The 26,282-nt window shown below is 71.0% G+C and carries 17 protein-coding genes and 1 pseudogene; 8 read left to right on the top strand and 10 right to left on the bottom strand.

The genetic code is table 11. The features are described 5' to 3' along the window. Nucleotides 1-212: 212 nt before the first annotated feature. A pseudogene (gene uvrA / locus GIS00_RS22865) lies at nt 213-3,057 on the bottom strand (excinuclease ABC subunit UvrA); the annotation flags it as partial. Between the two features lie 121 nt (nt 3,058-3,178). On the opposite strand from uvrA, the gene GIS00_RS22860 reads away from it, so the two are divergent. Then, nucleotides 3,179-4,237: a Gfo/Idh/MocA family protein gene (locus GIS00_RS22860; protein WP_154770757.1), complete on the top strand. Its 1,059-nt coding sequence runs from the start codon at nt 3,179-3,181 to the stop codon at nt 4,235-4,237. Nucleotides 4,238-4,382: 145 nt separating this feature from the next. After that, on the top strand, nt 4,383-5,051 hold the full coding sequence (locus GIS00_RS22855) for an MBL fold metallo-hydrolase (RefSeq protein ID WP_154770756.1): 669 nt from the start codon (nt 4,383-4,385) through the stop codon (nt 5,049-5,051). Between the two features lie 68 nt (nt 5,052-5,119). On the opposite strand, the gene GIS00_RS22850 is transcribed toward GIS00_RS22855, so the two are convergent. Beyond that, on the bottom strand, nt 5,120-6,745 hold the full coding sequence (locus GIS00_RS22850) for an MFS transporter (protein WP_154770755.1): 1,626 nt from the start codon (nt 6,743-6,745) through the stop codon (nt 5,120-5,122). 221 nt (nt 6,746-6,966) lie between these two features. Then, on the bottom strand, nt 6,967-8,952 hold the full coding sequence (locus GIS00_RS22845; RefSeq protein ID WP_154770754.1) for a S9 family peptidase: 1,986 nt from the start codon (nt 8,950-8,952) through the stop codon (nt 6,967-6,969). A gap of 225 nt (nt 8,953-9,177) precedes the next feature. Here GIS00_RS22845 and GIS00_RS22840 point away from each other — a divergent pair, with 225 nt between their 5' ends. After that, a complete protein-coding gene (locus GIS00_RS22840) occupies nt 9,178-12,207 on the top strand; it encodes an alpha/beta fold hydrolase (protein WP_322098337.1) in 3,030 nt (1,009 codons plus the stop codon). A gap of 67 nt (nt 12,208-12,274) precedes the next feature. Continuing rightward, entirely contained in the window at nt 12,275-13,192 is a 918-nt protein-coding gene (locus GIS00_RS22835) for an ABC transporter permease (RefSeq protein ID WP_154770753.1), read from the top strand. 131 nt (nt 13,193-13,323) lie between these two features. Here GIS00_RS22835 and GIS00_RS22830 read toward each other — a convergent pair whose 3' ends face one another. From GIS00_RS22830 to coaE, 3 genes are all read right to left on the bottom strand, one after another. Then, the gene (locus GIS00_RS22830) at nt 13,324-13,764 is read right to left on the bottom strand and encodes a VOC family protein (protein WP_154770752.1); all 441 of its coding nucleotides are present in this window, start codon (nt 13,762-13,764) and stop codon (nt 13,324-13,326) included. A 124-nt stretch (nt 13,765-13,888) separates the two neighbouring features. Beyond that, complete coding sequence (uvrB, locus tag GIS00_RS22825; protein WP_322098336.1) at nt 13,889-16,060, bottom strand: excinuclease ABC subunit UvrB; 2,172 nt, start codon at nt 16,058-16,060, stop codon at nt 13,889-13,891. A gap of 129 nt (nt 16,061-16,189) precedes the next feature. Beyond that, nucleotides 16,190-17,071 (bottom strand): dephospho-CoA kinase, encoded by an 882-nt coding sequence (gene coaE, locus GIS00_RS22820; RefSeq protein WP_230314009.1) that lies wholly within the window; start codon nt 17,069-17,071, stop codon nt 16,190-16,192. 247 nt (nt 17,072-17,318) lie between these two features. On the opposite strand from coaE, the gene GIS00_RS22815 reads away from it, so the two are divergent. Both GIS00_RS22815 and GIS00_RS29445 read left to right on the top strand, forming a co-directional pair. Further along, on the top strand, nt 17,319-17,516 hold the full coding sequence (locus GIS00_RS22815) for a hypothetical protein (protein WP_154770751.1): 198 nt from the start codon (nt 17,319-17,321) through the stop codon (nt 17,514-17,516). 104 nt (nt 17,517-17,620) lie between these two features. Next, entirely contained in the window at nt 17,621-17,779 is a 159-nt protein-coding gene (locus GIS00_RS29445) for an MmyB family transcriptional regulator (RefSeq protein ID WP_196073411.1), read from the top strand. Nucleotides 17,780-17,892: 113 nt separating this feature from the next. On the opposite strand, the gene GIS00_RS22805 is transcribed toward GIS00_RS29445, so the two are convergent. Continuing rightward, a complete protein-coding gene (locus GIS00_RS22805; RefSeq protein WP_154770750.1) occupies nt 17,893-18,657 on the bottom strand; it encodes a hypothetical protein in 765 nt (254 codons plus the stop codon). A gap of 201 nt (nt 18,658-18,858) precedes the next feature. Further along, complete coding sequence (rpsA, locus tag GIS00_RS22800) at nt 18,859-20,310, bottom strand: 30S ribosomal protein S1 (protein WP_154770749.1); 1,452 nt, start codon at nt 20,308-20,310, stop codon at nt 18,859-18,861. A 500-nt stretch (nt 20,311-20,810) separates the two neighbouring features. Between rpsA and GIS00_RS22795 the strand changes: the two genes are divergently transcribed. Then, entirely contained in the window at nt 20,811-21,611 is an 801-nt protein-coding gene (locus GIS00_RS22795; protein WP_196073421.1) for a class I SAM-dependent methyltransferase, read from the top strand. 183 nt (nt 21,612-21,794) lie between these two features. Here the strand turns inward: GIS00_RS22795 and GIS00_RS22790 are convergent, their stop codons facing one another. Next, entirely contained in the window at nt 21,795-22,496 is a 702-nt protein-coding gene (locus GIS00_RS22790; RefSeq protein ID WP_196073410.1) for an ASCH domain-containing protein, read from the bottom strand. Between the two features lie 374 nt (nt 22,497-22,870). Continuing rightward, on the bottom strand, nt 22,871-25,639 hold the full coding sequence (polA, locus tag GIS00_RS22785) for a DNA polymerase I (protein WP_154770748.1): 2,769 nt from the start codon (nt 25,637-25,639) through the stop codon (nt 22,871-22,873). 127 nt (nt 25,640-25,766) lie between these two features. On the opposite strand from polA, the gene GIS00_RS22780 reads away from it, so the two are divergent. Further along, on the top strand, nt 25,767-26,225 hold the full coding sequence (locus GIS00_RS22780) for a PaaI family thioesterase (RefSeq protein WP_322098334.1): 459 nt from the start codon (nt 25,767-25,769) through the stop codon (nt 26,223-26,225). The last annotated feature ends 57 nt before the right edge of the window (nt 26,226-26,282 follow it).

Raw genomic sequence — 26,282 nt, 5'->3', positions numbered from 1 at the left:
CGCGACCGAACCACCGCCGTTCACCGCCCGCTTCGCCCGCGATGTCGCTGCCCCGGTCTTCGCGGAGGACGTGCCAGATTTCGCCGACCCGTTCGCGGTGCCGTTCGCCGGGCGGGAGCCGTTCACCGCGGTGGTCGACGTCGCGGGCGCCTTGCCGGCGGACTTCCGGGAGCGCTTCGCCGCGGTGGTCAGCGTGGCCCGGCCGGCCAGGATGTCGGCGAGGAACTGACCGGTGTAGGAGGCCGGGTTCGCCGCCACCTCCTCCGGTGTGCCCTGGGCGATGACGGTGCCGCCACCGGCGCCACCCTCCGGGCCCATGTCGATGATGTGGTCGGCGGTCTTGATGACGTCGAGGTTGTGCTCGATGACGATGACCGTGTTGCCCTTGTCCACGAGCCCGTTGATCACCAGCAGCAGCTTCTCCACGTCGGCGAAGTGCAGACCGGTGGTCGGCTCGTCGAGCACGTACACGGTGCGTCCGGTGGACCGCTTCTGCAGCTCACCGCCCAGCTTCACCCGCTGCGCCTCGCCGCCGGAGAGGGTGGTCGCCGGCTGCCCCAGCCGGACGTAGCCGAGCCCGACGTCGACCAGCGTCTTCAGGTGCCGGTGGATCGCGCCGATCGGCTCGAAGAAGACCGCGGCCTCCTCGATCGGGGTGTCCAGCACCTCGGCGATCGTCTTGCCCTTGTAGTGCACCTCGAGGGTCTCCCGGTTGTACCGGGCGCCCTTGCACACCTCGCAGGGGACGTAGATGTCCGGCAGGAAGTTCATCTCGATCTTCAGGGTGCCGTCGCCGGCGCAGGCCTCACAGCGCCCGCCCTTGACGTTGAACGAGAACCGGCCCTGCTGGTACCCGCGGACCTTCGCCTCGGTGGTGGAGGCGAAGAGCTTGCGGATGTGGTCGAAGACGCCCGTGTAGGTCGCCGGGTTGGACCGCGGGGTGCGGCCGATCGGCGACTGGTCGACACCGACGACCTTGTCCACGAGATCCAGCCCGGTGACCCGGGTGTGGCGCCCCGGCACCATCCGCGCACCGTTGATCCGGTTGGCCAGCACGGCGTGCAGGATGTCGTTGACCAGGGTCGACTTGCCGGACCCGGAGACGCCGGTGACGGCGATCAGCTGTCCCAACGGGAAGTCGACGGTGACGTTGCGCAGGTTGTTCTCCCGCGCGCCGACCACCGTGAGCTTCCGTGCCGGGTCGATCGGCCGGCGCACCAGTGGCACGGCGATCTCCCGGCGGCCGGAGATGAACGCCCCGGTGATCGACCGCTCGGACGCCTCCAGCTCCTCGACCGTGCCGGAGACCACGACGTGCCCGCCGTGCTCCCCCGCGCCCGGGCCGATGTCGACCACCCAGTCCGCGGTGCGGATGGTGTCCTCGTCGTGCTCGACGACGATCAGCGTGTTGCCGAGATCCCGGAGCCTGGTGAGGGTCTGGATCAGCCGACGGTTGTCGCGCTGGTGCAGGCCGATGGACGGCTCGTCCAGCACGTAGAGCACGCCGACCAGGCCGGAACCGATCTGGGTGGCGAGCCGGATCCGCTGCGCCTCGCCGCCGGAGAGGGTCGCGGCGGCGCGGGACAGCGACAGGTAGTCGAGCCCGACGTCCATCAGGAAGCCGAGCCGCGCACCGACCTCCTTGAGCACCCGCTCGGCGATCATCCGGTCGCGCTCGGACAGTTCGAGGTTGCCGAACAGGTCGACGGCCTCGCGGATCGACATCGAGGCGATGTCCGAGATGTTCAGCCGGCCCTTGGTGCGGTGGTCCACCGTGACGGCGAGGATCTCCGGCTTGAGGCGGGTGCCCTTGCAGACCGGGCAGGGCACCTCCCGCATGTAACCCTCGTACTTCTCCCGGGCGAAGTCCGAGTCGGTCTGGGACGCGCGGCGCTCGAGGAACGGGATCGCACCCTCGAACTCGGCGTAGTACGACCGCTGCCGCCCGTAGCGGTTGCGGTAGCTGATGTGCACCTGCTCCTTGCTGCCGTGCAGCACCGCCTTGCGGGCGGCGGCGGGCAGCTTGTCCCACGGGGTGTCGACGGAGAAGCCCATCGCCTTCGCCAGACCGGACAGCAGGCGGACGAAGTACTCGCTGGTGGCGCCGCCGGACCAGGGGTGGATCGCACCCTCGGCCAGGGACAGCTCGCCGTCGGGCACGACCAGCTCAGGGTCGACCTCCTTGCGGGTGCCCAGGCCGGTGCACTCCGGGCAGGCGCCGAACGGGGAGTTGAAGGAGAAGGACCGCGGCTCGAGCTCGTCGAGGGCCAGTGGGTGGTCGTTCGGGCAGGCCAGCCGCTCCGAGTACCGGCGCTCGCGGGCCGGGTCGTCGTCCTCGAGGTCCACGAAGTCCAGGATCAGCACGCCGTCGGCGAGACCGAGCGCGGTCTCCACCGAGTCGGTGATCCGCTGCTTGCTGCTCGCCCGGTTCACCAAGCGGTCGACGACCACCTCGATGGAGTGCTTCTCCTGCTTCTTCAGGGTCGGCGGGTCGGTCAGCTGGTGCACGACGCCGTCGATCCGGGCCCGGGAGTAGCCCTTGGCCTGCAGGTCCTCCAGCAGGTCGACGTACTCGCCCTTGCGCTCGCGGACCACCGGGGCGAGCACCTGGAACCGGGTGCCCTCCTCCATCTCCAGCACCCGGTCGACGATCTGCTGCGGGGTCTGCTTCGAGATGAGCTCACCGCAGACCGGGCAGTGCGGATGACCGATGCGGGCGAACAGCAGCCGCAGGTAGTCGTAGATCTCGGTGATGGTGCCGACCGTCGACCGCGGATTGCGGGAGGTCGACTTCTGGTCGATCGACACCGCCGGCGACAGGCCCTCGATGAAGTCGACGTCCGGCTTGTCCATCTGCCCGAGGAACTGCCTGGCGTACGACGACAGGGACTCGACGTACCGGCGCTGGCCCTCGGCGAAGATGGTGTCGAACGCCAGCGACGACTTCCCGGAGCCGGACAACCCGGTGAACACGACCATGGCGTCGCGCGGCAGGGTGAGGTCCACGTTCCTGAGGTTGTGTTCGCGGGCACCACGCACGATGAGCTGATCGGTCACGATGAGCCATGCTAGGCGCGGGGTCCGACAGTCCGGTGTCGGCGCAGGTCAGGGCCGATCCGGGCGTCGGAACGGGTGCCGACCCTCATGTCGGGATCGAGGAGCGGGCAGGATGTCGGCCATGAGCACCGTGCGGTGGGCGCTGGCCGGCTTCGGGTCCGGCGGCCGGGTCTTCCACGCCCCGTTGATCTCCTCCGCCGCCGGCCTGGAACTGGCCGCCGTGGTGACCCGCGACCCGGGCCGTCGGGAGCAGGTCGCCGCCGCGCATCCCGGGGTCGTCTGCGTGGACGACCTCGCCGGGCTGGTCGAACTCGGGGTGCAGGGGGTCACCGTGACGACGCCGTCGGCCACGCATACGGCCGTCGCCCGGGAGGCGCTGGACCTCGGCCTGGCGGTGGTCGTCGACAAGCCGTTCGCCCTGACCGCCGAGTTCGCCACGGAGCTGGTCGCGCACGCACAGGAGATCGGCGGGCGGCTGACCGTCTACCAGAACCGCCGATGGGACAGCGACTTCCTGACGGTCCGGCGGCTCGTCGAGGGCGGCGAGCTCGGCACGGTGCACCGGTTCACCTCGCGCATCGACCGATTCCGACCGGTCAAGGCGGGCTGGAGCGGCGGCACCTCCGACGAGGGCGGCGGCACCCTGCTGGATCTCGGCCCGCACCTGATCGACCAGGCGGTGCAACTGCTCGGCCCCGTCGTGGAGGTGCATGCCGACCTGCGCACCGTGCGGCCCGGAGCCGGCGCCGAGGACGACGTCGAACTGCACCTGACCCACGTCGGCGGCGTCCACAGCACGCTGGCCGCCGGCATGGCGACGGCCGCCGGCGGCCCGCGGTTCCAGGTCAGCGGCGACCGCGGTGGCTTCCTGATCGACGGCTTCGACGTCCAGGAGTCGCAGCTGAAGGACGGCGGCTCGCCCGCCTCGCTCGGCGATGACTGGGGCGTCGAACCCGAATCGGCATGGGGCGTTCTCACCACGGCCGAAGGATCCCGGCCGGTGCCCGCCGAGCGGGGCCGGTGGGACACCTACTACCCCACTGTCGCCGCCTGGGTCGCCGGGAACGGTCCGGCGCCGGTCGACCCGCTCGATGCCGTGCACACCGCGGCCGTGATCGACGCGGCCAGGATCTCCGCGGCCGAAGGGTCGGTGGAAGGCATCCTGGTCCGGCCGCACTGATCCGGCCGCGGCACTCCGGCCGGAGGAACCGATGCGGTGACCGGAGCACGGCACCGGGCCAGGCCACGCACACGGCCGCCCGACACCCCGGGCCACCTCACACCCCGCAGGCCCGGACCCGCACGGTCCCGATAGGTTGGCGGACATGAGCGACTACAGCGGACATGTCGAGCCCGGCGGCGGGGCCGCGACCCGGTCCCTGGACGACATCACGATCACCAAGATCTCCGTCGGGCCGATGGACAACAACGCCTATCTGCTGGTGGACAAGGCCACCGGCGACGGGCTGCTGATCGACGCGGCCAACGACGTGGACCGGCTGGCCGACCTGCTCGGTGACGGCCCGGACCGCCCGCGGCTGCGCAGCATCGTGACGACGCACGGCCACTACGACCACTGGCAGGCCCTCGGCGGGATCGCCGGGCAGACCGGCGCCAACCTGTACGCGGGCGCCGAGGACGCGGCCGACCTGCCGGTGCCGACCGACGTCGCACTGCAGCAGGGCGACGAAGTGCCCTTGGGCAGCACACATCTCGAGGCGATCAAGCTCCGCGGGCACACCCCGGGGTCGGTGGCGCTGCTGTACACCGAGCCCGGCGGCCGCGCGCACCTGTTCACCGGGGACTCGCTCTTCCCCGGCGGCCCCGGCCGTACCACCACGCCGGAGGACTTCACCAGCCTGATGGACGATCTCGAGCAACGGGTGTTCGACCGTCTGCGCGACGACACCTGGGTCTACCCCGGCCACGGCGACGACACCACCCTCGGCGCCGAGCGCCCGCACCTCGGGGAGTGGCGGGCCCGCGGCTGGTGACCCGGGCCCGGCAGCGGACCCGCGGTCGGTGACAACCGCGGGCCCGCCGTTTTCTCGGCCGGGACCGATCAGATCATCGCGGTGTGCTCGCCCTGCGGGACGTCCTGCCGGCCCGCGTGGATGAGCAGGAGCGAGGCGACGCCGGCGAGGGCGAACAGACCCGCCGACCACAGGAACGCAACCCCGTAGCCGTCGACGTTCGCGGCGTTCAGGGCTTGGGCGAGCACGCCCACGGCCGGGTTCGCCTCGATGGCCGCCTGGAAGGCCGACGCATCGGTCGAGGACTGCAACGACACCAGGGTCTCCTGTGCAGCGGAGAGCTGCGCCGGCGAGATCCCGGGCGGGATCTGCGGCGGGTTGGCAGCCGCATAGGTGGCCGTCGCGGTCGCCGCGATGGTGGACAGCAGTGCCGTGCCCAGTGAACCGCCGATCTGCTGGGCGGTGTTGACCATGGCACTGGCCACGCCGGCGTCGTCGGGCGAGATGCCGACCAGCGCAACGTTCGTCGTCGACATGAAGATGAATCCCATACCGACCGAGATGATCAACTGGGCGGGCAGGATGTGCCCGGCGTAGCTGCTGTCCAGATCGATCGTGCCGAGCCAGGCCAGGCCGATCACGCCGAGCACGAGACCCGCCGGGACGATCACCCGTGGCCCGACCTTCAGCACGAGCTGCGAGCCGACTCCGGCACCGACGATGACACCGGCGCTGAACGGCAGGAACGCCAGGCCCGCCTCCAGCGGCGTGTACTGCTTCACGTACTGCAGGAAGTAGGTGATGAAGAGGAAGAAGCCGAACAACCCGGTGCCGACCAGCAGCCCCACGACATAGGCACCGGTGCGGTTCCGGTTGGCGAAGATGCGCAGTGGCAGCAGCGGATTGTCGGTCGCCCGCTCGCGGACGACGAACAGGACGATCAGCACCAGGCCGCCGAGCAGCCAACCGAGCACGTCGATCGACCCCCACGAGTGGTCGATGGCCCGCGTGAACCCCCAGACGATCGCGGCGAGGCCACCGGTGGCCAGGATCGCACCGAGCACGTCGTAGTGGCCGTTCGAGGGAGCTCGCGATTCCCGCAGCACCGGGATCGCGAACCCGGCGGCGATCACCGCGACCGGGATGTTGACGAACAGGCACCAACGCCAGTCCACGTACTCGGTGAGCACACCACCCAGGACGAGCCCGATCGCGGCGCCACCGCCGGCGATCGCACCGAACACGGCGAACGCCTTCGCCCGCTCCTTGGCCTCGATGAAGGTCACCGTGACCAGGGCCAGGGCGGCCGGGGCCATGATCGCGCCGAAGACGCCCTGCAGGGCGCGAGCGGCGAAGAGCATCCCCGGCGACTGCGCGGCACCGCCGATGGCCGAGGCGATGGCGAAGCCGGACAGCGCGATGATCAGCATGCGTTTGCGGCCGATGTAGTCGGCGATCCGGCCGCCGAGCAGCAGCAGGGCGCCGAACGGCAGCGCATAGGCCGTCACCAGCCACTGCCGGTCGGCCGGTGCGATCTCGAGCGCCGCGGAGGCGTGCGGCAGGGCCACGTTCACGATGGTCGCGTCGAGGATCACCATCAGCTGGGTGCCGCCGATGATCACCAGCGCCCACCATCGCCGTGGGTCGAGATGGTGCGCCACCGCGTCCTGCGACGCGTCCTTCTCGGTACGACCGGGATCGGTGCGATCGGACATTCCTGTGACCTCTCTGTAGCGGTCGGGGACAACCGCACAGCAGTATGAGGCCGGGCACCGACAGTCCCCAATGCTTTACGCCTTGAGCGGACCGACACCGGGGAAAGATCAGGGATGACCCCGAGAAGCCCTGAGTGGCAACGGTGTTCCGAGCACGATGATCACTGCCCGGTCGGTGATCGGGGGATGTCCGGACGGTGACGCACCGATGACCGGTCCGGTCAGGTGGCGCGAACCGGGAGGTACCGCTCCCACCAGTCGAGGATCGCGGCGAACCGCTGCGCACGGTGCTGCGGCCGCCCGGACCGGGACAGCTCGTGTCCCTCACCCGGGAACAGCAGCATCTCCGTCTCGGCCCCGCGCAGCCGGAGCGCCACGAACAGTCGCTGCGCCTGCTCGACCGGGCACCGCCAGTCCTGCTCCGAGTGGATGATCAGCAGCGGTACCCCGACCTTGTCGGCGTAGGCCAGCGGGGAGGCCTGCCACTGGGCGTCCCGGGTGGTGCCGACGTAGTTCTCCGCGAAGAACCAGCCGATGTCGCTGGACCCGGCGAACGAGTCCCAGGCGTTCACCGCCCGCTCGCTGATCCCGGCGACGAACCGCTCCGGGTGGTGCGCGACCAGCCAGGATGTCATGAAGCCCCCGTAGGAGCCGCCCATCACGCCCACCCGCTCGGCGTCGAGGTCGGCCCGCTCCAGGGCGGCGTCCAGCAACGCCAGCACGTCCGCGACGTCGACGGTGCCCATCCGGTAGCGGACGGCCATCCCGTGTTCCTGGCCGTAACCTGCCGAACCCCGCGGGTTCGGCAGCACCACGGCGTACCCGGCGCCGGCGTACGCCTGGGCCTCGTCGAAGAAGCCCCAGGTGTACTGCGCGTGCGGGCCACCGTGCACGTCCAGCAGCACCGGGTGCGGACCGTCGCCCTCCGGCAGCACCAGGAACCCGTGCACCGGATAGCCGTCCGGCGCGATGGCGGTGATCTCGACCTGCCGACAGGCGCCCGCGGCCAGCACGGCGCCGAAGTCGCTCACGGTCCGGTGGGTGCCGTCGGTCAGGTCGAGCACGACCACCTCGGCCGGGTCACCCGGCACCCCGACCACGGCGGCGAGCCGGTCGCCCCGCACGGTGAACGACCGGACGACGAGTTCGCCGCCCAGCAGGACGTGCATGGCCTCCAGCGGGAGGTCAGCGGCGTCCACCGGGAAGGTGCGCAGCTCCACCCGACCGCGGTGCAGCACACCCGCCAGCACCCGGCCGTCCCGCAGGACCGGGGTGCCCGACTCCAGGTCGATGTCGACCGTCTCGGTGTCGGTCAGCCGGCGGACCGACCCGTCGGCGGTCGCCAGGTGCACCCCGGCGGTGCGGCCGGAGTAGTCGACACCCTCGAACGGCACGGCGACGAACAGCAGCCCGGCATCGGTGTCGCGCTGGCCGGACAGGCCGCCGGAGAACTCGACGGCCTTCACCACACCTTCCTCCAGCGCCCGCTCGCCCTTCTCGTCGGCACCGTCGGCACCGTCGGCCGGCGGCAGCGGGAGGCGCAACAGGTCCTCCCGGAAGGTGTCGGCTCCCTCCGAGCGGGTCACCAGCAGCGCGGATCCGTCTGCGGTGAAGGCGATCTCGCCGACATCGACGGAACTGCCGGTGAGCTGCACCGGCTCCGACCCCTCGGCCAGCCCGAGCACGAAGACCTGCAACGGCTGGTCGGCCAGGAAGCCACGGCCGTCGCGGCGGTAGTTCATCGCCCGGATCGGTCGCGGCGCCTCCGCATCGCCGTCGATCTTCTCGTCGGTCCCGTACCTCCCCTGCTCGGGAACCCCTGCCACGTAGGCGATCCGCGTGCCGTCGGGGGAGAACACCACCCCGCCGGCACCCAGCGGCGGCGAGATCAGCGTGCGCGGCTCGCCGCCGTCGGCGGGCATCAGCATCAGTTGTGGCTTGCCACCGTCGACCGCACGGAGGAAGACGATACTGCGACCGTCCGGCGACGCCACCGGGGCCGAGTCACGGCCGCCGAAGGTGAGACGTGTTGCGGCAGGCGTGCTCCCGCCTTCCACGGGTGGCGCATCCGGATCGATGACCCACAGGCCGCCCTGGTACTTGTTGGACTCCAGGTCCGGCCGGGCCAGCGCGACGACGACTCTGCCGTCGTGCAGCAGTGCGGGCCGGGACAACGTGTGCAGGGTTTCCAGATCAGCGGCCTTCATGTCGGTCGAGGTTAGTCCGCATGCACTTGTCAGTGCTGTCGGGGCAGGACGGGGACGGTCCGGGTACCGGGCGGACGGGATGTGGCGCACATCGGGGTTCACCCTGAGGCGACCCGGCGTCCACTTCTGGCACTGTTGTCTGGTGCACCTCCCTCACCCCTGCGCCGACCTCGGTCCGGACATCTCGGTCATGCCGCCCTGCCCGACGCCCGCGGCCGGTGCCCGGTGAAGGCCCGGCTCTCCCGACTGCTGGCCGGCCGCACCCGGAAGATCGTCGCCGCGGTAGTGGTGGTGGTCGTGCTGGCCGGGGTCGGTGTGCTGGTGTTCCGTTCCGGCAGCAGCACCCCGACCATCGCGACGAGCGACCACACCATCACGGTGCCGGGCGGTCCGGACACCGACGACCCGGTCAACCTGGACGCCACCCTCTACCTCCCGGCAGTGACCCCGGCCCCGGCCGTGATCATGGCGCACGGGTTCGGCGGGTCGAAGGCCTCGGTGGCCGCCGACGCCCGCGAGCTGGCCGCGGACGGCTTCGTCGTGCTGGCCTACTCGGCCCGCGGGTTCGGCCGCTCGACCGGCCAGATCTCGCTCGACTCGCTCGACTACGAGGTGCCGGACGCCCGGGCGCTGGTCGACTGGCTGGCGGACCGGCCCGAGGTGGTCCAGGACGGCCCCGACGACCCGCGGGTGGGCGTCACCGGCGGTTCCTACGGCGGCGCGCTGTCGCTGATGCTGGCCGGGACCGACCAGCGGGTCGACGCGGTGGCGCCGCTGATCACCTGGAACGACCTGTCCCAGTCGCTGTTCCCGAACGGCCTGGTCCCCGCCGACGACGCCGCTGACACCGGCACCACGCCGGCGGACGTCCCGGGATCGGCGGACGGCGTGTTCAAGAAGGCCTGGGCCGCGTCGCTGATCACCTCGATCACCACCGGCAGCCTGCTCGAGTCCGGCACGAACGGTGTCGCCCCGACCGACAACGGCGACTCCGGTTTCCGCGGCGGCGGTGGCGGCAATTCGACCGACAGCACCGACGCCACAACGGTTCCCGACGGCGGAACGACCGGTTCCGGCGCCCCCACCGGCCCGCCGTCCGGGTTCCCGGCCGGCGGTGACGGCGCCGCCGCGGTCCAGGCCGCCGGCTGCGGCCGGCTGCGGCTGGACATCTGCGCCGCGTACTCGCAGGCCGCGCAGACCGGCCGGATCACCCCGGAGCTGCAGGCCCTGCTCGAGCGGTCCAGCCCGAAGGCCGTCGTCGGCGACATCACCGCGCCGACCCTGATCGTGCAGGGCGAGCGCGACACCCTGTTCGGCCTGGACCAGGCCGACGCCAATGCCCGCGCCATCGCGGCGAACGGCACCACGGTCGCGATGACCTGGTACGCCGGCGGCCACGACGGCGGCAGCCCGGACCAGGTCACCCGGGACCGGATCAGCGACTGGTTCACCCATTACCTGATCAACGACGGGGCCGGCGCGGCGCCGTCGACCGGGTTCGTCTACGGCGTCGCCGGTCCGCTCTCCGACACCGGCCGCGCCCGCACCCGGACCCTGGAGGCGACCGCCTATCCCGGCCTGACCGCCGGCAGCACGACGAACCGGCAGGACATCCCGCTGACCGGGTCGACCCAGGTCGTCGTCAACCCGCCCGGCGGCTATCCCGCCTCGATCACCTCGCTGCCCGGACTCTCCGGGGTGCTCGGCAGCGCCCTGGGCAGTCTGGGCGGCCTGGTCAGCGCGTTGCCCGGGCAGTCGGCGCGGTTCACCTCGGCGCCGATGGCGGAGCTGACGGTGATCGCCGGGTCGCCGCGGATCACGGTCCGGGTGGCCTCCGTCGGCGCCCTGGCCGGGATCACCGGTGACCAGCAGGGCGCCGCCGCGACCGACGACGGGGCGGTGCTGTTCGCCTCGCTGTCCGAGGTCTCCCCCGGTGGCACCCGGGAGCTCGCCGGGTCCGCCGTGATGCCGGTCCGGATCACCGATCTGCCGGCCGACGGGTCGCCGGCCGAGGTCACGATCGACCTGCCGGCCGTCGCCTTCCAGATCGAGGCCGGCAACAGCATCCAGGTCACCCTGTCCACCACGGACCAGGCCTTCGCCGGCCCGACAGCCCCTGCGGCGTATCTGATCTCGCCCGCCGACACGACGACGGTCAGCGTCCCCGAGGTCGGCGGCGTCCGGGTGTCCGCCGGTGAGGTGCCGGTCGGTGCGCTGATCGCGCTGATCGTGCTCGGCGTCATCATGGTCCTCGGGTTGGCCTTCGGCGGCCTCACCCGGCGCGGCCGCGCCGCCGGGTCCGACCGGGTCACCGATCCCGAGATCCCGCTGGTCATCACCGGTCTGGAGAAGTCGTACCCGGGCGGGGTGAAGGCTGTGCAGTCGGTCTCGTTCCGGGTCGAACCCGGCCAGGTACTGGGTCTGCTCGGACCCAACGGTGCCGGCAAGACCACGACCCTCCGCATGGTGATGGGTCTGATCACCCCGACGGCCGGTGAGATCCGGGTGTTCGGCCGGGAGATCACACCCGGCGCCGAGATCCTCTCCCGCATCGGCAGTTTCGTCGAAGGGTCCGGCTTCCTGCCGCACCTGTCCGGCAAGGCGAACCTGGAGTTGTACTGGGGCGCCACCGGCCGGCCCATCGCCGACGCCCACATGGAGGAGGCGCTGGAGATAGCCGGGCTGGGCAACGCCGTGCGCCGACGGGTGAAGACCTACTCGCAGGGCATGCGGCAGCGGCTGGCCATCGCCCAGGCGATGCTCGGGCTGCCGGAGCTGCTGCTGCTCGACGAACCGACCAACGGCCTCGACCCGCCGCAGATCCACGCGATGCGTGAGGTGCTCCGGCGGTACGCCCGGACCGGCCGCACCGTGCTGGTGTCCAGCCACCTGCTGTCCGAGGTGGAGCAGACCTGCACGCACGTGGTGGTCATGCACCAGGGCCGGACGATCGCGTCCGGGACCGTCGCCGAGTTGGTGGCGACGTCCGGCGACATGCAGTTCGTCGTCGACGACCCGCAGCGGGCGGTGGACGTGCTGACCGGCATGGACGGCGTCGGCTCGGCATCGATCGCCGAGCAGGCCACCGCCGGCCACGGCACGGTGTTCGCCGACCTGGGCGGCGTGACGGCGCCGGCCGCGATCGGCGCCCTGGTGGCGGCGGGCGTGCTGGTCAGCTCGGCCGCGCCGCGGCACCGGCTGGAGGACGTCTTCCTGCAGCTGGTCGGCGCCTCCGGACCGGCGGGCACCTCATGAACGCGCTCGTCACCGTGACCGTCCCTGCTCCTGCTCACCAGCTCCCCGACCGGAAGGGATCGCTCCGATGAGCACCTCTCACGATCCGTCCACCGAGGCTGCGGTCCATGCGATGTCCGGGCTGCCGGAGCCGGCACCGGTGACGTCGTCCGGCGTGCCGGTCGGCTTCAAGGCCGGCCGCACGCTGCCGGTTCGGGTGGAACTGGCCCGGCAGCTGCGCCGCCGGCGGACCCAGCTGTCGCTGGCCTTCATGGTGCTGCTGCCCATCATCCTGGTGATCGCGTTCTCGGTCGGCGACGACAACGGTGGTAACCGCAGCTCTTTCGTGGACCTGGCAGGGGCCGGCGCCGCGAACTTCGCGATGGTCACCCTGTTCTTCTCCACCAGCTTCCTGCTGATCGTGGTGATCGCCCTCTTCTTCGGCGACACCATCGCCTCCGAGGCGTCCTGGTCCTCGCTGCGCTACCTGCTGGCGATGCCGGTGCCGCGGATCCGGCTGCTCCGGCAGAAAATCCTGGTGGCCGGCCTGCTGTCACTGATCGCACTGGCCCTGCTCGCGGTCAGCGGCTGGCTGATCGGGCTGATCGTCTACGGCAACGGCCCGCTGACCACACCCATCGGGGACACCTTCACCGGCATGGACAGCATCGGGCGACTCGGCCTGGTGCTCTGCTACGTCGTCGTCCAGCTGACCTGGGTGGCCGGGCTGGCGTTCTTCCTCAGCGTCTCCACCGATGCGCCGCTGGGTGCCGTCGGCGGCGCGGTGCTGCTGGCGATCCTGTCCCAGATCCTCAACCAGATCGACGCGCTCGAGGACCTGCGGAACCTGCTGCCGACGCGCTACGCCTTCTCCTGGACCGGGGCGCTCGTCGACCCGGTGCGCTGGGACGACATGGTGCGCGGTGGGTTCTCCTCACTCGCCTACGCCGTGGTGTTCTTCGGCCTCGGCGTGCTGCGCTTCCGGCGCAAGGACATCACCAGCTGATTCCTCACGGCGCCGGGTACGCCCACGACGAACCGCAGCTCTACAGCTCGGCGATCGCTGCGATCGCCGGCTCGCGGACGGCACTGGCATCCGTGTGATCGACGGCGGTGGGTCCGGCGCCGGCGTCCGGGCTACTGCACGCAGAACTCATTGCCTTCCGGGTCCTGCATGACCATCCAGTGGTCGCCCCAGTCGCTGCGTCGTTCCTCGACGACGGTGCCGCCGACACCGATGAGTCGTTCGACGTGGGCCATCACCGTCTCCCACCGCTCGTCCGGGTCCTTGATCCCCTTCCCGACGCTGACGTCGAGGTGCAGCCGGTTCTTGCCGGCCTTGGGCTCCGGGACCTTCTGGAAGAAGAGCCGGGGACCGTTGCCGTGCAACGGAACCAGCGCGCTCGCGTCGTCCCAGCGCTCCTCCGGCAGCCCCGAGGCCTGCAGTGCCTCCTCCCAGGTCTCGAACCCGGGCGGCGGATCGTCCAGCCGGTAGCCGAGGGCCACCGCCCAGAACTCGGACAGCGCACCCGGGTGGGCCGCGTCGAACGTGATCTGCACGGCGATCGTGCCGGTCATGCACACCTCCACTGTTGCAACAGTTCTCGGTCCACTCATCTCGCACGCCGGCGCCGGGACTGCGCCGGGGCATCTGCGTCCAGCCTGGCACAACCCTCGGCGCGATGCCGGGCGGCCGGTCCGGTCAGCGGCTGGATGCTGTGACGCCGGAGGCGTCCATGTCCCTGATCTCCCGCTTCAGCTCGGCGATCTCGTCACGGAGCCGCCCGGCCAGCTCGAACTGCAACTCGCGTGCCGCGGCCATCATCTGATCGGTCAGCTGCTGCACCAGGTCGGCCAGCTCGGACCGGGCCATGCCGGCGGTCGAGTGCCCGGCGTACACACCCGACGACCCGCCCTTCTCCGGCGCCTTCCGGCCCCGCGAGGCGTTCCGGCCGGACCCGCCGATCGGCACCTTGCCACCCTCGACGGTGTCCTCGGCTTCTGCGTACACCCGCTCCAGGATGTCGTTGATCTTCTTCCGCAGCGGCTGCGGATCGATCCCCTTCTCCTTGTTGTAGGCGGTCTGCTTGTCCCGGCGCCGGTTCGTCTCGTCGATCGCGTGCGCCATCGACGGGGTGATCTTGTCCGCGTACATGTGGACCTGGCCGTTGACGTTCCGGGCGGCCCGGCCGATCGTCTGGATCAACGAGGTCTCGGACCGCAGGAAGCCCTCCTTGTCCGCGTCCAGGATCGCCACCAGCGACACCTCGGGCAGGTCGAGTCCCTCCCGGAGCAGGTTGATGCCGACCAGCACGTCGAACTCCCCCATCCGGAGCTCGCGCAGCAGCTCGACCCGGCGCAGGGTGTCGACCTCGGAGTGCAGGTACCGCACCCGGATGCCCAGCTCGAGCAGGTAGTCGGTGAGGTCCTCGGACATCTTCTTGGTCAGCGTGGTGACCAGGATCCGCTCGTCCTTCTCGGTGCGGGTGCGGATCTCGCCGACCAGGTCGTCGATCTGGCCGGTGGTGGGCTTGATGATCACCTCGGGGTCGACCAGCCCGGTCGGCCGGATGACCTGCTCCACGAACTCGCCCTGCGCGCGGCCCATCTCGTACGGACCCGGGGTCGCCGACAGGTAGACGGTCTGCCCGATGCGCCCGGCGAACTCCTCCCAGGTGAGCGGCCGGTTGTCCATCGCCGAGGGCAGCCGGAACCCGTGCTCGACCAGGGTGCGTTTGCGCGAGGCGTCTCCCTCGTACATGGCGCCGATCTGCGGCACCGTCACGTGCGACTCGTCGATCACCAGCAGGAAGTCGTCCGGGAAGTAGTCGATCAGGGTCGCCGGCGCGGTGCCCGGCCCGCGGCCGTCGATGTGCCGTGAGTAGTTCTCGATCCCGGAGCAGAACCCGACCTGGCGCATCATCTCGATGTCGTAGGTGGTCCGCATCCGCAGCCGCTGTGCCTCCAGCAGCTGGTTCTGCTTCTCCAGCTCGGCCAACCGCTGCTCCAGCTCCTGCTCGATGCCGGAGATCGCCTTGGCCATCCGCTCCGGGCCCGCGACGTAGTGCGTCGCCGGGAAGATCCGCAGGCCCGGCACCTCGCGGACGATGTCGCCGGTGAGCGGGTGCAGGTAGTACAGCCGCTCGATCTCGTCGCCGAAGAACTCGATCCGGACGGCCAGTTCCTCGTAGGCCGGGATGATCTCCACCGTGTCGCCGCGCACCCGGAAGGACCCACGGGTGAACGACATGTCGTTGCGGGTGTACTGCACGTCGACCAGGGCGCGCAGCAGCATGTCGCGGTCGATCTGCTGGCCGACCTGCACCGGGAGCGAGCGGTCGAGATAGGACTGCGGCGTGCCGAGGCCGTAGATGCAGGACACCGAGGCCACCACGATGACGTCGCGCCGGGACAGCAGCGACATGGTCGCCGAGTGCCGCAGCCGCTCGACGTCGGCGTTGATCGACGAGTCCTTCTCGATGTAGGTGTCCGTCTGCGGGACGTAGGCCTCGGGCTGGTAGTAGTCGTAGTACGAGACGAAGTACTCGACCGCGTTGTTCGGGAAGAGCTCGCGCAGCTCGTTCGCCAGCTGGGCGGCCAATGTCTTGTTCGGCGCCATCACCAGGGTGGGGCGCTGCACCTGCTCGATCAGCCAGGCCGTGGTGGCGGACTTGCCGGTACCGGTGGCACCGAGCAGCACGACGTCCTTCTCGTTGCGGCCCAGCCGCTTCGCCAGCTCGTCGATGGCCGCCGGCTGGTCGCCGGACGGCTTGAACTCGCTGACGACCTCGAAGCGCGCCTTGCTACGGGGGACCTCCCCCACCGGACGGTGCTCGGAGACCGCCAGGACCGGATGTTCTGTCGCGAATGCCACGGATCAGAGCGTACGCAGCGGCACCGACAGTCCGGTTGCGGCGGCCGTCGTCGCAGGTCACAGCAGTGCCGTGACCGAGACAGCCGATCGCACCCCGGGCAGCACGAAAGCCTCGACCTCAGATCGAGCTCAAGACATTTCGACAAGCCTCAAGTCCAGGTTGAGGGCGGGATCGGCGGGCCCACGCCGATCCGCGTCACCCGCCACCGGCGGGAATCCGGCGCGGGTCAGCGCCTCGCCGGACTCTGCCGCGGACGCCGGGAGCTCGACCACCAGCGGCGCGCCGCCGGCCCCGCCCGCAACCCTGGTCGCCTCCTGCCCGGTGGCGCGGTGCAGCCGCAGCACCGTCCGGGCGGCCGACCCGTGTCGCAGCGACTCCCCGGTCCAGCCGGTGGCCACCCCGTTCGCCACCGCGTTGCGCATCGGCACGATCCGCTCCCGCCACAACTCGTCGACCAGTTGGTCGGTGTCCTCCGGCGCCCCGTCGTTGCCGATCCAGGCGTCGCAGAGGCCGCCGCGTGCCTCGTCGTCGATCTGAGCGGCGATCCGGGCCCGTGCATCCGCCTCGGTGTGACCGCGGTCCACCAGCCGACGGACCCTGGTCGCCAGCTCGACGTGCACCCCCACCACCAGATGGAAGGTGGCCGCCACCTCCTGGCTGACCAGCAGCGGGATGTCGTTCACCACCACGGAGTCCTCGGGTGCGGCAGCGGCCAGCTCGGCGAAGCGGGCCCGGACCAGGGGGTGGGTGATGCCTTCGAGCACCTTCCGGGCATCGGGGTCGGCGAACACGATCGACCCGAGGGCCGGACGGTCGAGCGATCCGTCGGCGGCCAACACCGCCGGACCAAAAGCCTCACCGATCGCCGCCAACCCGGGACTGCCCGGCGCGACCACCTCGCGGGCGAGCCGATCGGAGTCGATCACCACCGCGCCGTGCCCGGCCAGCACCCTGGAGACCGTCGACTTGCCCGCCCCGATACCGCCGGTCACGGCGATCAGCAACAGCATGGGCCCAGCTTGGCACGGACCCGTCGCACCGGCTCACACAGGTTCCGAGGCGACCGGTGGGCGTCCCATTCGTCACTGCTGTGACGACGATTCACTCCTGTCCCGTCTGACACGCCGTGCGGCCTACCGAGAGTGATCGGAGACCTGGGTTAGCGTCACGGTGAGGTCCGGAGCCTGTGCCTTCCCCAGCTCCCCGTCGACATCGGCGCACCGGATTCCGCGAGGCCCTGCCGAGAGAGGACCCACCGTGACGAGCACGATCACCGCACCCGAGGTCGTCGGCCGCCACCGCTGGGGTTCTCCCGGCCTCGTCCCGGTCCAGGAATTCACCCGGGTGTCCCGGCGCAGCTTCCTCACCGCGATGTTCCACCGCGGCAAGCACCGTGCCGCGGTCGTCCGGCCCTCGAGCGGCGGCCCGGCGCCGTCGGTGCGCCCGGCCGTCTGAGCCGGGGCTACTTCTCACCCCGACGGCTGCCGCTGACGGCCGTCGGCGACTGCTGCACGGGCTGCACGCCGCTCCATCCGCGGACCGTCGAGTGACGGCCCCGGGTGGACGGGACTGGTGCCGACTTCACCCGGCTGTGGACATGCACCCGCGGGAAGATGTTGGAGCAGAAGCGGTTCGACGATCCGGAGGTCGGACCGGTCAGTCTGCGCATGCAGGCGTTCGGGGTGCCGGCCGCGCCCGGCCAGGAACTGGTCGTGTAGAACGCGGAACCCTGCTCGCCATCGGCCGACGCGTTCGGACTGCTCGGCCCCTGGTCGCGGCCCCGGAGCCGCCGGCACCCGTCGAGCGGGCCTGAGCGCGCTGAGTTCCCGGGTCAGCCGTTCTTGACCACGCGGGCCAGCGCCAGGCGGGCCAGTTCGGGCAGCCCTTCCTCGAGCTCCGCCTCCGAGGCCAGCCCGTTGGCGGCGACCAGGGTCAGCGTCCAGTCGCCGTACTGGACGACGATCAGACCGCCCTCACGGAGCAGGATCTCGGCCGGGTAACCACTGACCTCGACCGAGGACGCCTTGGCCCCCAGGTCCTCCTCGGACGACTTGGTCAGCGCGACCTGGTCGGCCGCGGCGGCCTCGCTGGAGTAGGTGGTCAGGATGGCGGTGACCTTGCCGGCCTCGTCACCGGTGGCGCCGAAGCGGCAGCGCACCTTGCCGGTGATCTTCCGCTCGGGATCGGCGACGTCCTTGATCCGCACCGAGCTGGCCGAGATCGTCGCGCCCAGCGCCTTCTTCACGTCGGCCGGGGCCAGGATCACGTTGCAGGCGACCTGGAGCGGGTCGACGTCCTGCACCGCAGGCGTGGACGAGGCGGGGGCACTGGACGCGGACGTGCTGGCCGGGGCGGACGACGACGCGGAAGCGCTGCCGGTGCCGGACGGGGCGGTCGTGGCCGCGCTCTCCGAACCGCTCGGCGGGACCACGACGATGCTCGACTGGCTGCCCGACGCCCCGGTGCTGGGGGCGCCGCTGCTGCTGGTGACCGTGTTGACCACGGTCACGGTGCGCCGCGCCTCCGTGCCCGAGCTGCAGGCGGACACCGTCAGGACGGCGGCGAGGAGGGCGGGGACCACGAGCGAGCGACGCATGGCTCCAACCTAACGAGGGCGACCGTCAGGAAACGGTAAGCCCGCGGGGGTGTCGCGCACGGACGGTGACATCACACTCACCAGCGGGAGCCGGTCGTCCCGCACCGGCCGGTCCGGGAACGCGAACGGGGCCGCCCCTCCGAGGAGGGACGGCCCCGTTGCGGGACTCGATCATCCGGGACCGGGGCCCCGGGTGTCAGGTCAGTTGCCGGCGAGACGCTCGCGGAGAGCGGCCAGCTGCTCGTCGTTCACCAGCGAGCCGGCCGGAGTGGCGGCGGCATCGGTGGAACCGGACGAGTAGTTGCTCGGCTCGGCAGCCTCGGCGTCGGCCTTCTGGGCCGCGGCGATCTGCTTGAGGTGGGACTCGTACACGGTGTGCGCGTCCGAGTACTGCTTCTCCCACGCCTCGCGCTGGGTGTCGTAACCCTCCAGCCACTCGCCGGTGGCCACGTCGAAGCCCTCCGGCGGCAGGAAGTTGCCGGCGTCGTCGTAGTGGTCCACCACGCCGTACTGGGCACGCACCTCGTCGAAGTCGGTCTCCGGGGTGATCCCCTCGTTGGCCTGCTTCAGCGACAGCGAGATCCGGCGACGCTCCAGGTCGATGTCGATGACCCGGACGAAGATCTCCTCGTCCACCGTGACGACCTGCTCCGGGATCTCCACGTGGCGGCCGGCCAGCTCGGAGATGTGGACCAGGCCCTCGATGCCGTCGTAGACGCGCACGAACGCACCGAACGGCACCAGCTTGGTGACCTTGCCCGGCACGATCTGGCCGATCGCGTGGGTCCGGGCGAAGTGACGCCACGGGTCCTCCTGGGTCGCCTTCAGCGACAGGGAGACGCGCTCGCGGTCCATGTCCACGTCGAGGACCTCGACGGTGACCTCCTGGCCCACCTCGACGACCTCGCTCGGGTGGTCGATGTGCTTCCAGGACAGCTCGGAGACGTGCACCAGGCCGTCGACGCCACCCAGGTCCACGAAGGCACCGAAGTTGACGATCGAGGAGACCGTGCCCTTGCGGACCTGGCCCTTGCCCAGCTGGTTGAGGAACTCGCTGCGCACCTCGGACTGGGTCTGCTCCAGCCACTGGCGACGGGACAGCACGACGTTGTTGCGGTTCTTGTCGAGCTCGATGATCTTCGCGTCCAGCTGACGGCCGACGTACGGCTGCAGGTCGCGGACACGACGCATCTCCACCAGCGAGGCGGGCAGGAAGCCGCGCAGGCCGATGTCCAGGATCAGGCCGCCCTTGACGACCTCGATGACGGTGCCGGAGACGACGCCGTCCTCCTCCTTGACCTTCTCGATCGTGCCCCAGGCGCGCTCGTACTGCGCACGCTTCTTGGACAGGATGAGCCGGCCTTCCTTGTCCTCCTTCTGGAGAACCAGGGCCTCGACGTGCTCGCCGATCTCGACGACCTCGTTGGGGTCGACATCGTGCTTGATGGACAGCTCGCGGGAGGGGATGACGCCCTCGGTCTTGTAACCGATGTCGAGCAGGACCTCGTCACGGTCGACCTTGACGATGATGCCCTCGACGATGTCGCCGTCGTTGAAGTACTTGATGGTCTGATCGACCGCGGCGAGGAAGTCCTCGGCCGTCCCGATGTCGTTGATCGCGACCTGCGGGACGGTGGTGGTGGGGGTGGACATGTGGTGGGTTGATCCTCGGATAGGAATCGTAGGGACGAACTGGCGGGGGCCGCCGCCCGGTCGGGCGCCGTACTCCCGGTGGGCTCCGCCACCTCGCGCTTCCCGACCGGGCGCGGATCGTGCACGATGTCCGGAACGGACCTCGCACACCTCGCGGCCGGGACGATCGGCGCGCAGCGGCTGCGCCACCCACTCCATTCCGGGGCAGCACGAACCCACAGTGCACCGACCAGCCTACCCCGCTCCCGGCGTGCCGCCGACCACACCGCTCCTGCCCCCGCCGGCCGCTCGCAGCTCCCGACGCCCGGTTCGGTCCCCGACTGCCGCGTCCGCGGTCGGGGCCGGTCGCCGGTCGGGATCAGGGACCGTTTCCCCCGGCAGCCGATGTTTTCGGTCCCGTCTTCGACCGGGCGCCATGCCAGCTCACCCTGGTGCCCGGGCAGGCCGGTGCCGACGACCCGCCACGGAACGGCAGGGTGCAGGATCGTCCGGTGACCTCCCTGGGCCCGACCCGGCCACGCCGCCGTGACGCCGATCAGGACGATTCGCGGTTCGCCAACCGACGCTGGTGGGACGCGGACGCCGACGACTACCACGCCGAGCACGGCACGTTCCTGGGCGACGCCGACTTCGTGTGGTGCCCGGAGAACCTGCACGAGGCGGAGGCGGGCCTGCTCGGCGACGTCGCCGGGGCGACAGTGCTGGAGGTGGGGTGCGGGTCGGCGCCGTGCAGCCGGTGGCTGGTCGGCCTGGGTGCCCGGGTGGTGGCGTTCGACCTGTCGGCCGGGATGCTGCGGCACTCGCACGACGCGGACCGGCGCACGGGCGTCACGGTGCCCGTGGTCCAGGCCGACGTCTGCCTGCTCCCCTTCCTCGACAACTCCTTCGACATCGCCTTCTCCGCCTTCGGCGGCATCCCGTTCGTCGCGGACTCGGCCGGCGCGCTGCGTGAGGTCGCCCGGGTGCTGCGACCGGGCGGTCGGTGGGTGTTCTCGGCGACCCACCCGATGCGCTGGATGTTTCCGGACGACCCCGGTCCGGCCGGTCTGACCGTGATCCAGTCCTACTTCGACCGCTCCCCGTACCTCGAAGTGGACGCCGACGACCGGCCCGCCTACGTCGAGCACCACCGGACCTTGGGTGACCGCATTCGGGAGATCGTCGATGCCGGGTTCGTACTCGACGCCCTGATCGAGCCGGAGTGGCCGGAGGGTTTCGAGGGGACCTGGGGTCAGTGGTCGCCGGAGCGCGGGGAGATGTTCCCCGGGACGGCCATCTACTGCTGCACCCTCCCGGGCTGAACTCCGGAACCTGCCCGGACCTGGCCCCACTCGAACGGGCGGTGCGACCGGGGTGGCTGTCGCTGGGAACCGGTCGAGCTCCGGACCCTGCAACCACCTGATCCATCGGGGCGATCCGGGTCGAGCAGGCCACTGGCACGACCGACCCGGGTCCGCCGGGCGATCAGGGGCCGGCAGTGGCGCCTACGTCGTTGACGTCCGCCGGGCGCGGGCTTTCCTGACCGGTGCGGATCCGTCCGTCGCCTTCGGCGCTGTCGATCCGTCCACCCCAGCGGCAGGAGCCACGGCGCGGGACCGGCGCACCCGCTTCTTCGGTTCGGTGGCCGCGAGGTAGGCCTCGCCACGGGGCGAGAGCAGGTAGCCGACCTCGAGGCTGATGGTCAGGCCGAGCGTCTTCAGTCGGCGGACGTCGGTCTTGAGTGCCCACCGCTCGCGGTCCAGCGCCGCGGCCATCTCGGTGGACACGATGCCCGGGTGGTCCCGGATCCAGCGCAGCACCTCGCGCGTCCAGGGGCCGGTGGGGCTGCCCTTGTCCATCCGGTCCATCTTCGCGGTGAGCGCCTCGATCTCCACCGGCTCCGGGATCAGTTCGCGCAGCGCAACTCTCGGGTCGGGGCCGGCCAACCGGAGGGTGATCCGGTACAGGTCACCCTCGGTCCTGGCGAGCATCTTGTGCAGCGTGGCGAGGTTCTTCAGACCGGCGAGCTCGGCGTCCCGCTCGGTCAGCGTCGACTCGTCGGCCGGTTCGACCGCGTCGAAGGCGACCGTCCCGACCGGGGTGAGCTGGGTGCCGCCGACCTTGACCCGCGGCTTGTCCCAGCGGCGGAACGCCTGGGTCACCCGCCCCTCGGCGATCCCCTCGCACACGGCCTTCGGCAGCAGCACGCTCGGAGTATGCCCGATGCCGGTCGAATCGGGCCGGGCCGCGGCACTCCCGACCACGTCACTCGGGACCACGCCCGCCCCGACCGGATCGACCCCACCGCTGCAGATCCGGTGCGACCAGCCACGTCGCACGTGGCCCACCGCACCCGATCCGCAGTGCCGCTCGGGCACCGGGTGCCATGCACCGGCTCGATGCGTTCAGGCCCGATCCGTTGCCACCCCCCACGTCGCACGTGGCCCACCGCACCCGATCGGGAAGCATCACCCTCCGGGCCCGGAGCCCGACCGCGCCCTCGACGCGAGCAGGGCAGCCGCCTTCCCCGGCGACGGGTGGGATCAGTGCGCGGCGTCGTCCCAACTGCGCCCGACCGGGATCAGTGCGCGGCGTCGTCCCAGCTGCGCCCGACCCCGACGGACACGTCGAGCTCGACGGAGAGCTGGTAGGCGCCGGCCATCTCCTCCCGGAGCAGCGCGGTGAGCTGCTCCTGCTCCCCCGGCGCCACCTCGCAGACGAGTTCGTCGTGCACCTGCAGCAACAGCCGCGACCGCAGCTGCTCCTCGTCGATCCGGCGCTGCGCACCGAGCATCGCCACCTTGATGATGTCGGCGGCGCTGCCCTGGATCGGCGCGTTCAGCGCGGCCCGCTCGGCGAGCTCCCGCCGCTGCCGGTTGTCACTGGTCAGGTCGGGCAGGTACCGGCGCCGGCCGAACACCGTCTCGGTGTAGCCGTCGAGCCGCGCCACGTCGACGGTGCGCCGCAGGTAGTCCCGGATCCCGCCGAAGCGGTCGAAGTAGGCGTTCATCTGCTCGCGCGCCTCCTCCACCGGGATCTTCAGCTGACCGGCCAGCCCGAAGGCCGACAACCCGTACGCCAGGCCGTAGCTCATCGCCTTGATGCGCCGGCGCATCTCGCCGTGCACCTCCTCGGTCGGGATGGAGAAGGCCATCGCCGCGACCGCGGTGTGCAGGTCCTCGCCGGAGCGGAAGGCCTCGATCAGACCCTCGTCCTCCGACAGGTGCGCCATGATCCGCATCTCGATCTGCGAGTAGTCGGCGGTCAGCAGGTTGTCGAAGCCGTCGCCGGCGATGAACGCCTTGCGGATCAGCCGGCCCTCGTCGGTGCGCACCGGGATGTTCTGCAGGTTCGGCTCGGTGGACGACAGCCGGCCGGTGGCGGCGACCGTCTGCAGGTACGTGGTGTGGATCCGGCCGTCGTCGCCCACCGCCTTCTGCAACCCCTCGACGGTCGACTTCAGCTTGGTGACGTCCCGGTGCCGCAGCAGGTGCGTGAGGAACGGGTGCCCGGTCTGCTCGTGCAGCGCGATGAGGGCGTCGGCATCCGTGGTGTACCCGGTCTTGGTGCGCTTGGTCTTCGGCATCTGCAGCTCGTCGAACAGCACCACCTGCAGCTGTTTGGGCGATCCGAGATTCACCTCCTTGCCGATCTCCGCGTAGGCGGCCTGCGCCGCGGTGGTCGCCTCGGTCGAGAAGGTGCTGTGCAGATCGGCGAGATAGTCGCTGTCGACGGCGATCCCGGTCCGTTCCATGCGGGACAGCACCCGCATGACCGGCAGCTCCATGTCCGTCAACAGCCGCTGCTGCTGGCCGCCCTCGGCGAGCTGGGTGTCCAGCGCGGCCGCCAGGTCGAGCACGGCGCGGGCCTGCACCATGTCGGCGCGGTCCTTCTGCTCGGACCCGTCCTCGTCGAAGGAGAACGCCGGCTGCGCGTCGTCCTGCTCGGGGCCGGCGGCCTCGAGGGTGCGGTGCAGGTAGCGCTGCACCAGGTCGCCGAGATCGAAGGCGCGCTGTCCGGGCAGCGCGAGATAGGCGGCCAGCGCGGTGTCGTCGGCCAGGCCCTCCAGCGTCCAGCCGCGGGCGGCGATGGCGTTCAGCGCGGGCTTGAGGTCGTGACCGACCTTCGGGATGGCCGGGTCGGCCAGCCACCCGGCCAGGGCCGCGTCGTCCGACTCGTCGAGGGCCGTGACGTCGACGACGGCCCCCTCGCCGTCCTGGGTGGCGAAGGCGATGGAGTGCACGTCGCCACCGCCCGGCCGCCACACCCCGCGCACGGTCAGACCCACCGGCCCGACCGCGGCGTGCCGGGCCAGCCATCCGGCGACGTCACCGACCGCCAGCCGGGCGCCGGCGATCTCGAAGCCCTCGGTGCTCGTCTCGTCGGCCTGCTCGAACGTCTCCAGCAGCCGCTCCCGGAGCACCTTGAACTGCAGGTTGTCGAAGATGCTGTGCACGGCCTCGCGGTCGTACGGCTGGGCCTTCAGGTCGACCACCGGGTCGACGTCCAGCGGGATGTCCCGGACCAGCTCGGTGAGCCGGCGGTTCTGCAGGACGTTGGACAGGTTGGCGCGCAACGCATCCCCGACCTTGCCGCCGACCTCGTCCACCCGGTCCACCAACTCGGTGAGCGACCCGAAGTCCCGCACCCACTTCGCCGCGGTCTTCTCGCCGACCCCGGCGATGCCCGGCAGGTTGTCGCTGGGATCGCCCCGGAGCGCGGCGAAGTCCGGGTACTGCAGCGGCGTCAGCCCGTACTTCGACTCGACCTCCTCCGGGGTGAACCGGGCCATGTCGGAGACACCCTTGCGGGGGTAGAGCACGGTGACCTTGTCCTGGACCAGCTGCAGCGCATCGCGGTCGCCGGTGCAGATCCGGATCGACATGTCCTCGGCGACGGCGCGGGTGGTCAGGGTGGCGATGACGTCGTCGGCCTCGAAGTTCTCCGCCGTCAGGCTGGGGATGCGGAGGGCGACCAGCACCTCCTTGATCAGCTCCACCTGCCCCTTGAAGTCGGTCGGCGAGCTGCTCCGGTTGGCCTTGTACTCCGCGTACTCCTCGCGCCGCCAGGTCTGCCGGGACAGGTCGAAGGCGACCGCGACATGCGTCGGCCGCTCGTCGCGCAGCAGGTTGATCAGCATCGAGGTGAAGCCGTAGACCGCGTTGGTCGGCTGGCCGGTGGTGGTCGAGAACTTCTCCACCGGGAGCGCGAAGAAGGCCCGGTAGGCCAGCGAGTGACCGTCCAGCAGGAGCAGCAGCGGGCTGCCGTCGGCCGGCGGGGCCGCCGGGGTCGGCTGCGTCGAGGCGGGGGTGGTGCTGCGCCGGCGGGGGGTGGTCGTGGAGGTCGCCATCACCGGGCCGAGTCTAGGGTCAGACACCGACAGCCGACCGGCCACGGCAAGGGAGCCCAGCGGCGGCCGGAGCACGAGTCGACAGCCGATCCAATGGCCACCACGGCCGAACACCCCGGAGGTACACGTGACGGAAGCGGCCGGCGGCCTGGTCGATCCCCACTCGCCCGACCTGGTCGGCGAACTCAACGCCCGACCGGGCGAGCTGGGTGAGCGGATGGGGATGCGGTTCGTCTCTGCGAGCCTCACCGAGATCGTGGCCACCCTCCCGGTCGAGGGGAACCGGCAGCCGTTCGGCCTGCTGCACGGCGGCGCCAGCGCCGTGCTGGCCGAGTCGATCGGGTCCACCCTCGGTCTGCTGCTGGCGCCGGCCGGTCACGTCCCGGTCGGGATCGAGCTGAACTGCACCCATCACCGGTCGGCGACCGGCGGCACGATCACCGGCCGCGGCACGGTGCTGCAGGCGGGACGCACCCTGGCGACCGTGGCGATCGCGATCACCGACGAACAGGGCCGGCCGATCTGCACCGCCCGGCTGACCAACCTGTACCGGCCGCTGGCGGCGCTCGGCGGTTCCGGGTCCTGAGGGGTCCTGAGGACCGGGCCCGGGGCGGTACGCTCCCCGCATGTCCGTCCTCTGCCT

The organism is Nakamurella alba (genome assembly GCF_009707545.1).
GTDB classification, from domain to species: domain Bacteria; phylum Actinomycetota; class Actinomycetes; order Mycobacteriales; family Nakamurellaceae; genus Nakamurella; species Nakamurella alba.
Note: the sequence above shows the minus strand (reverse complement) of the source record. Positions and strands in the feature narration are given on the sequence as shown.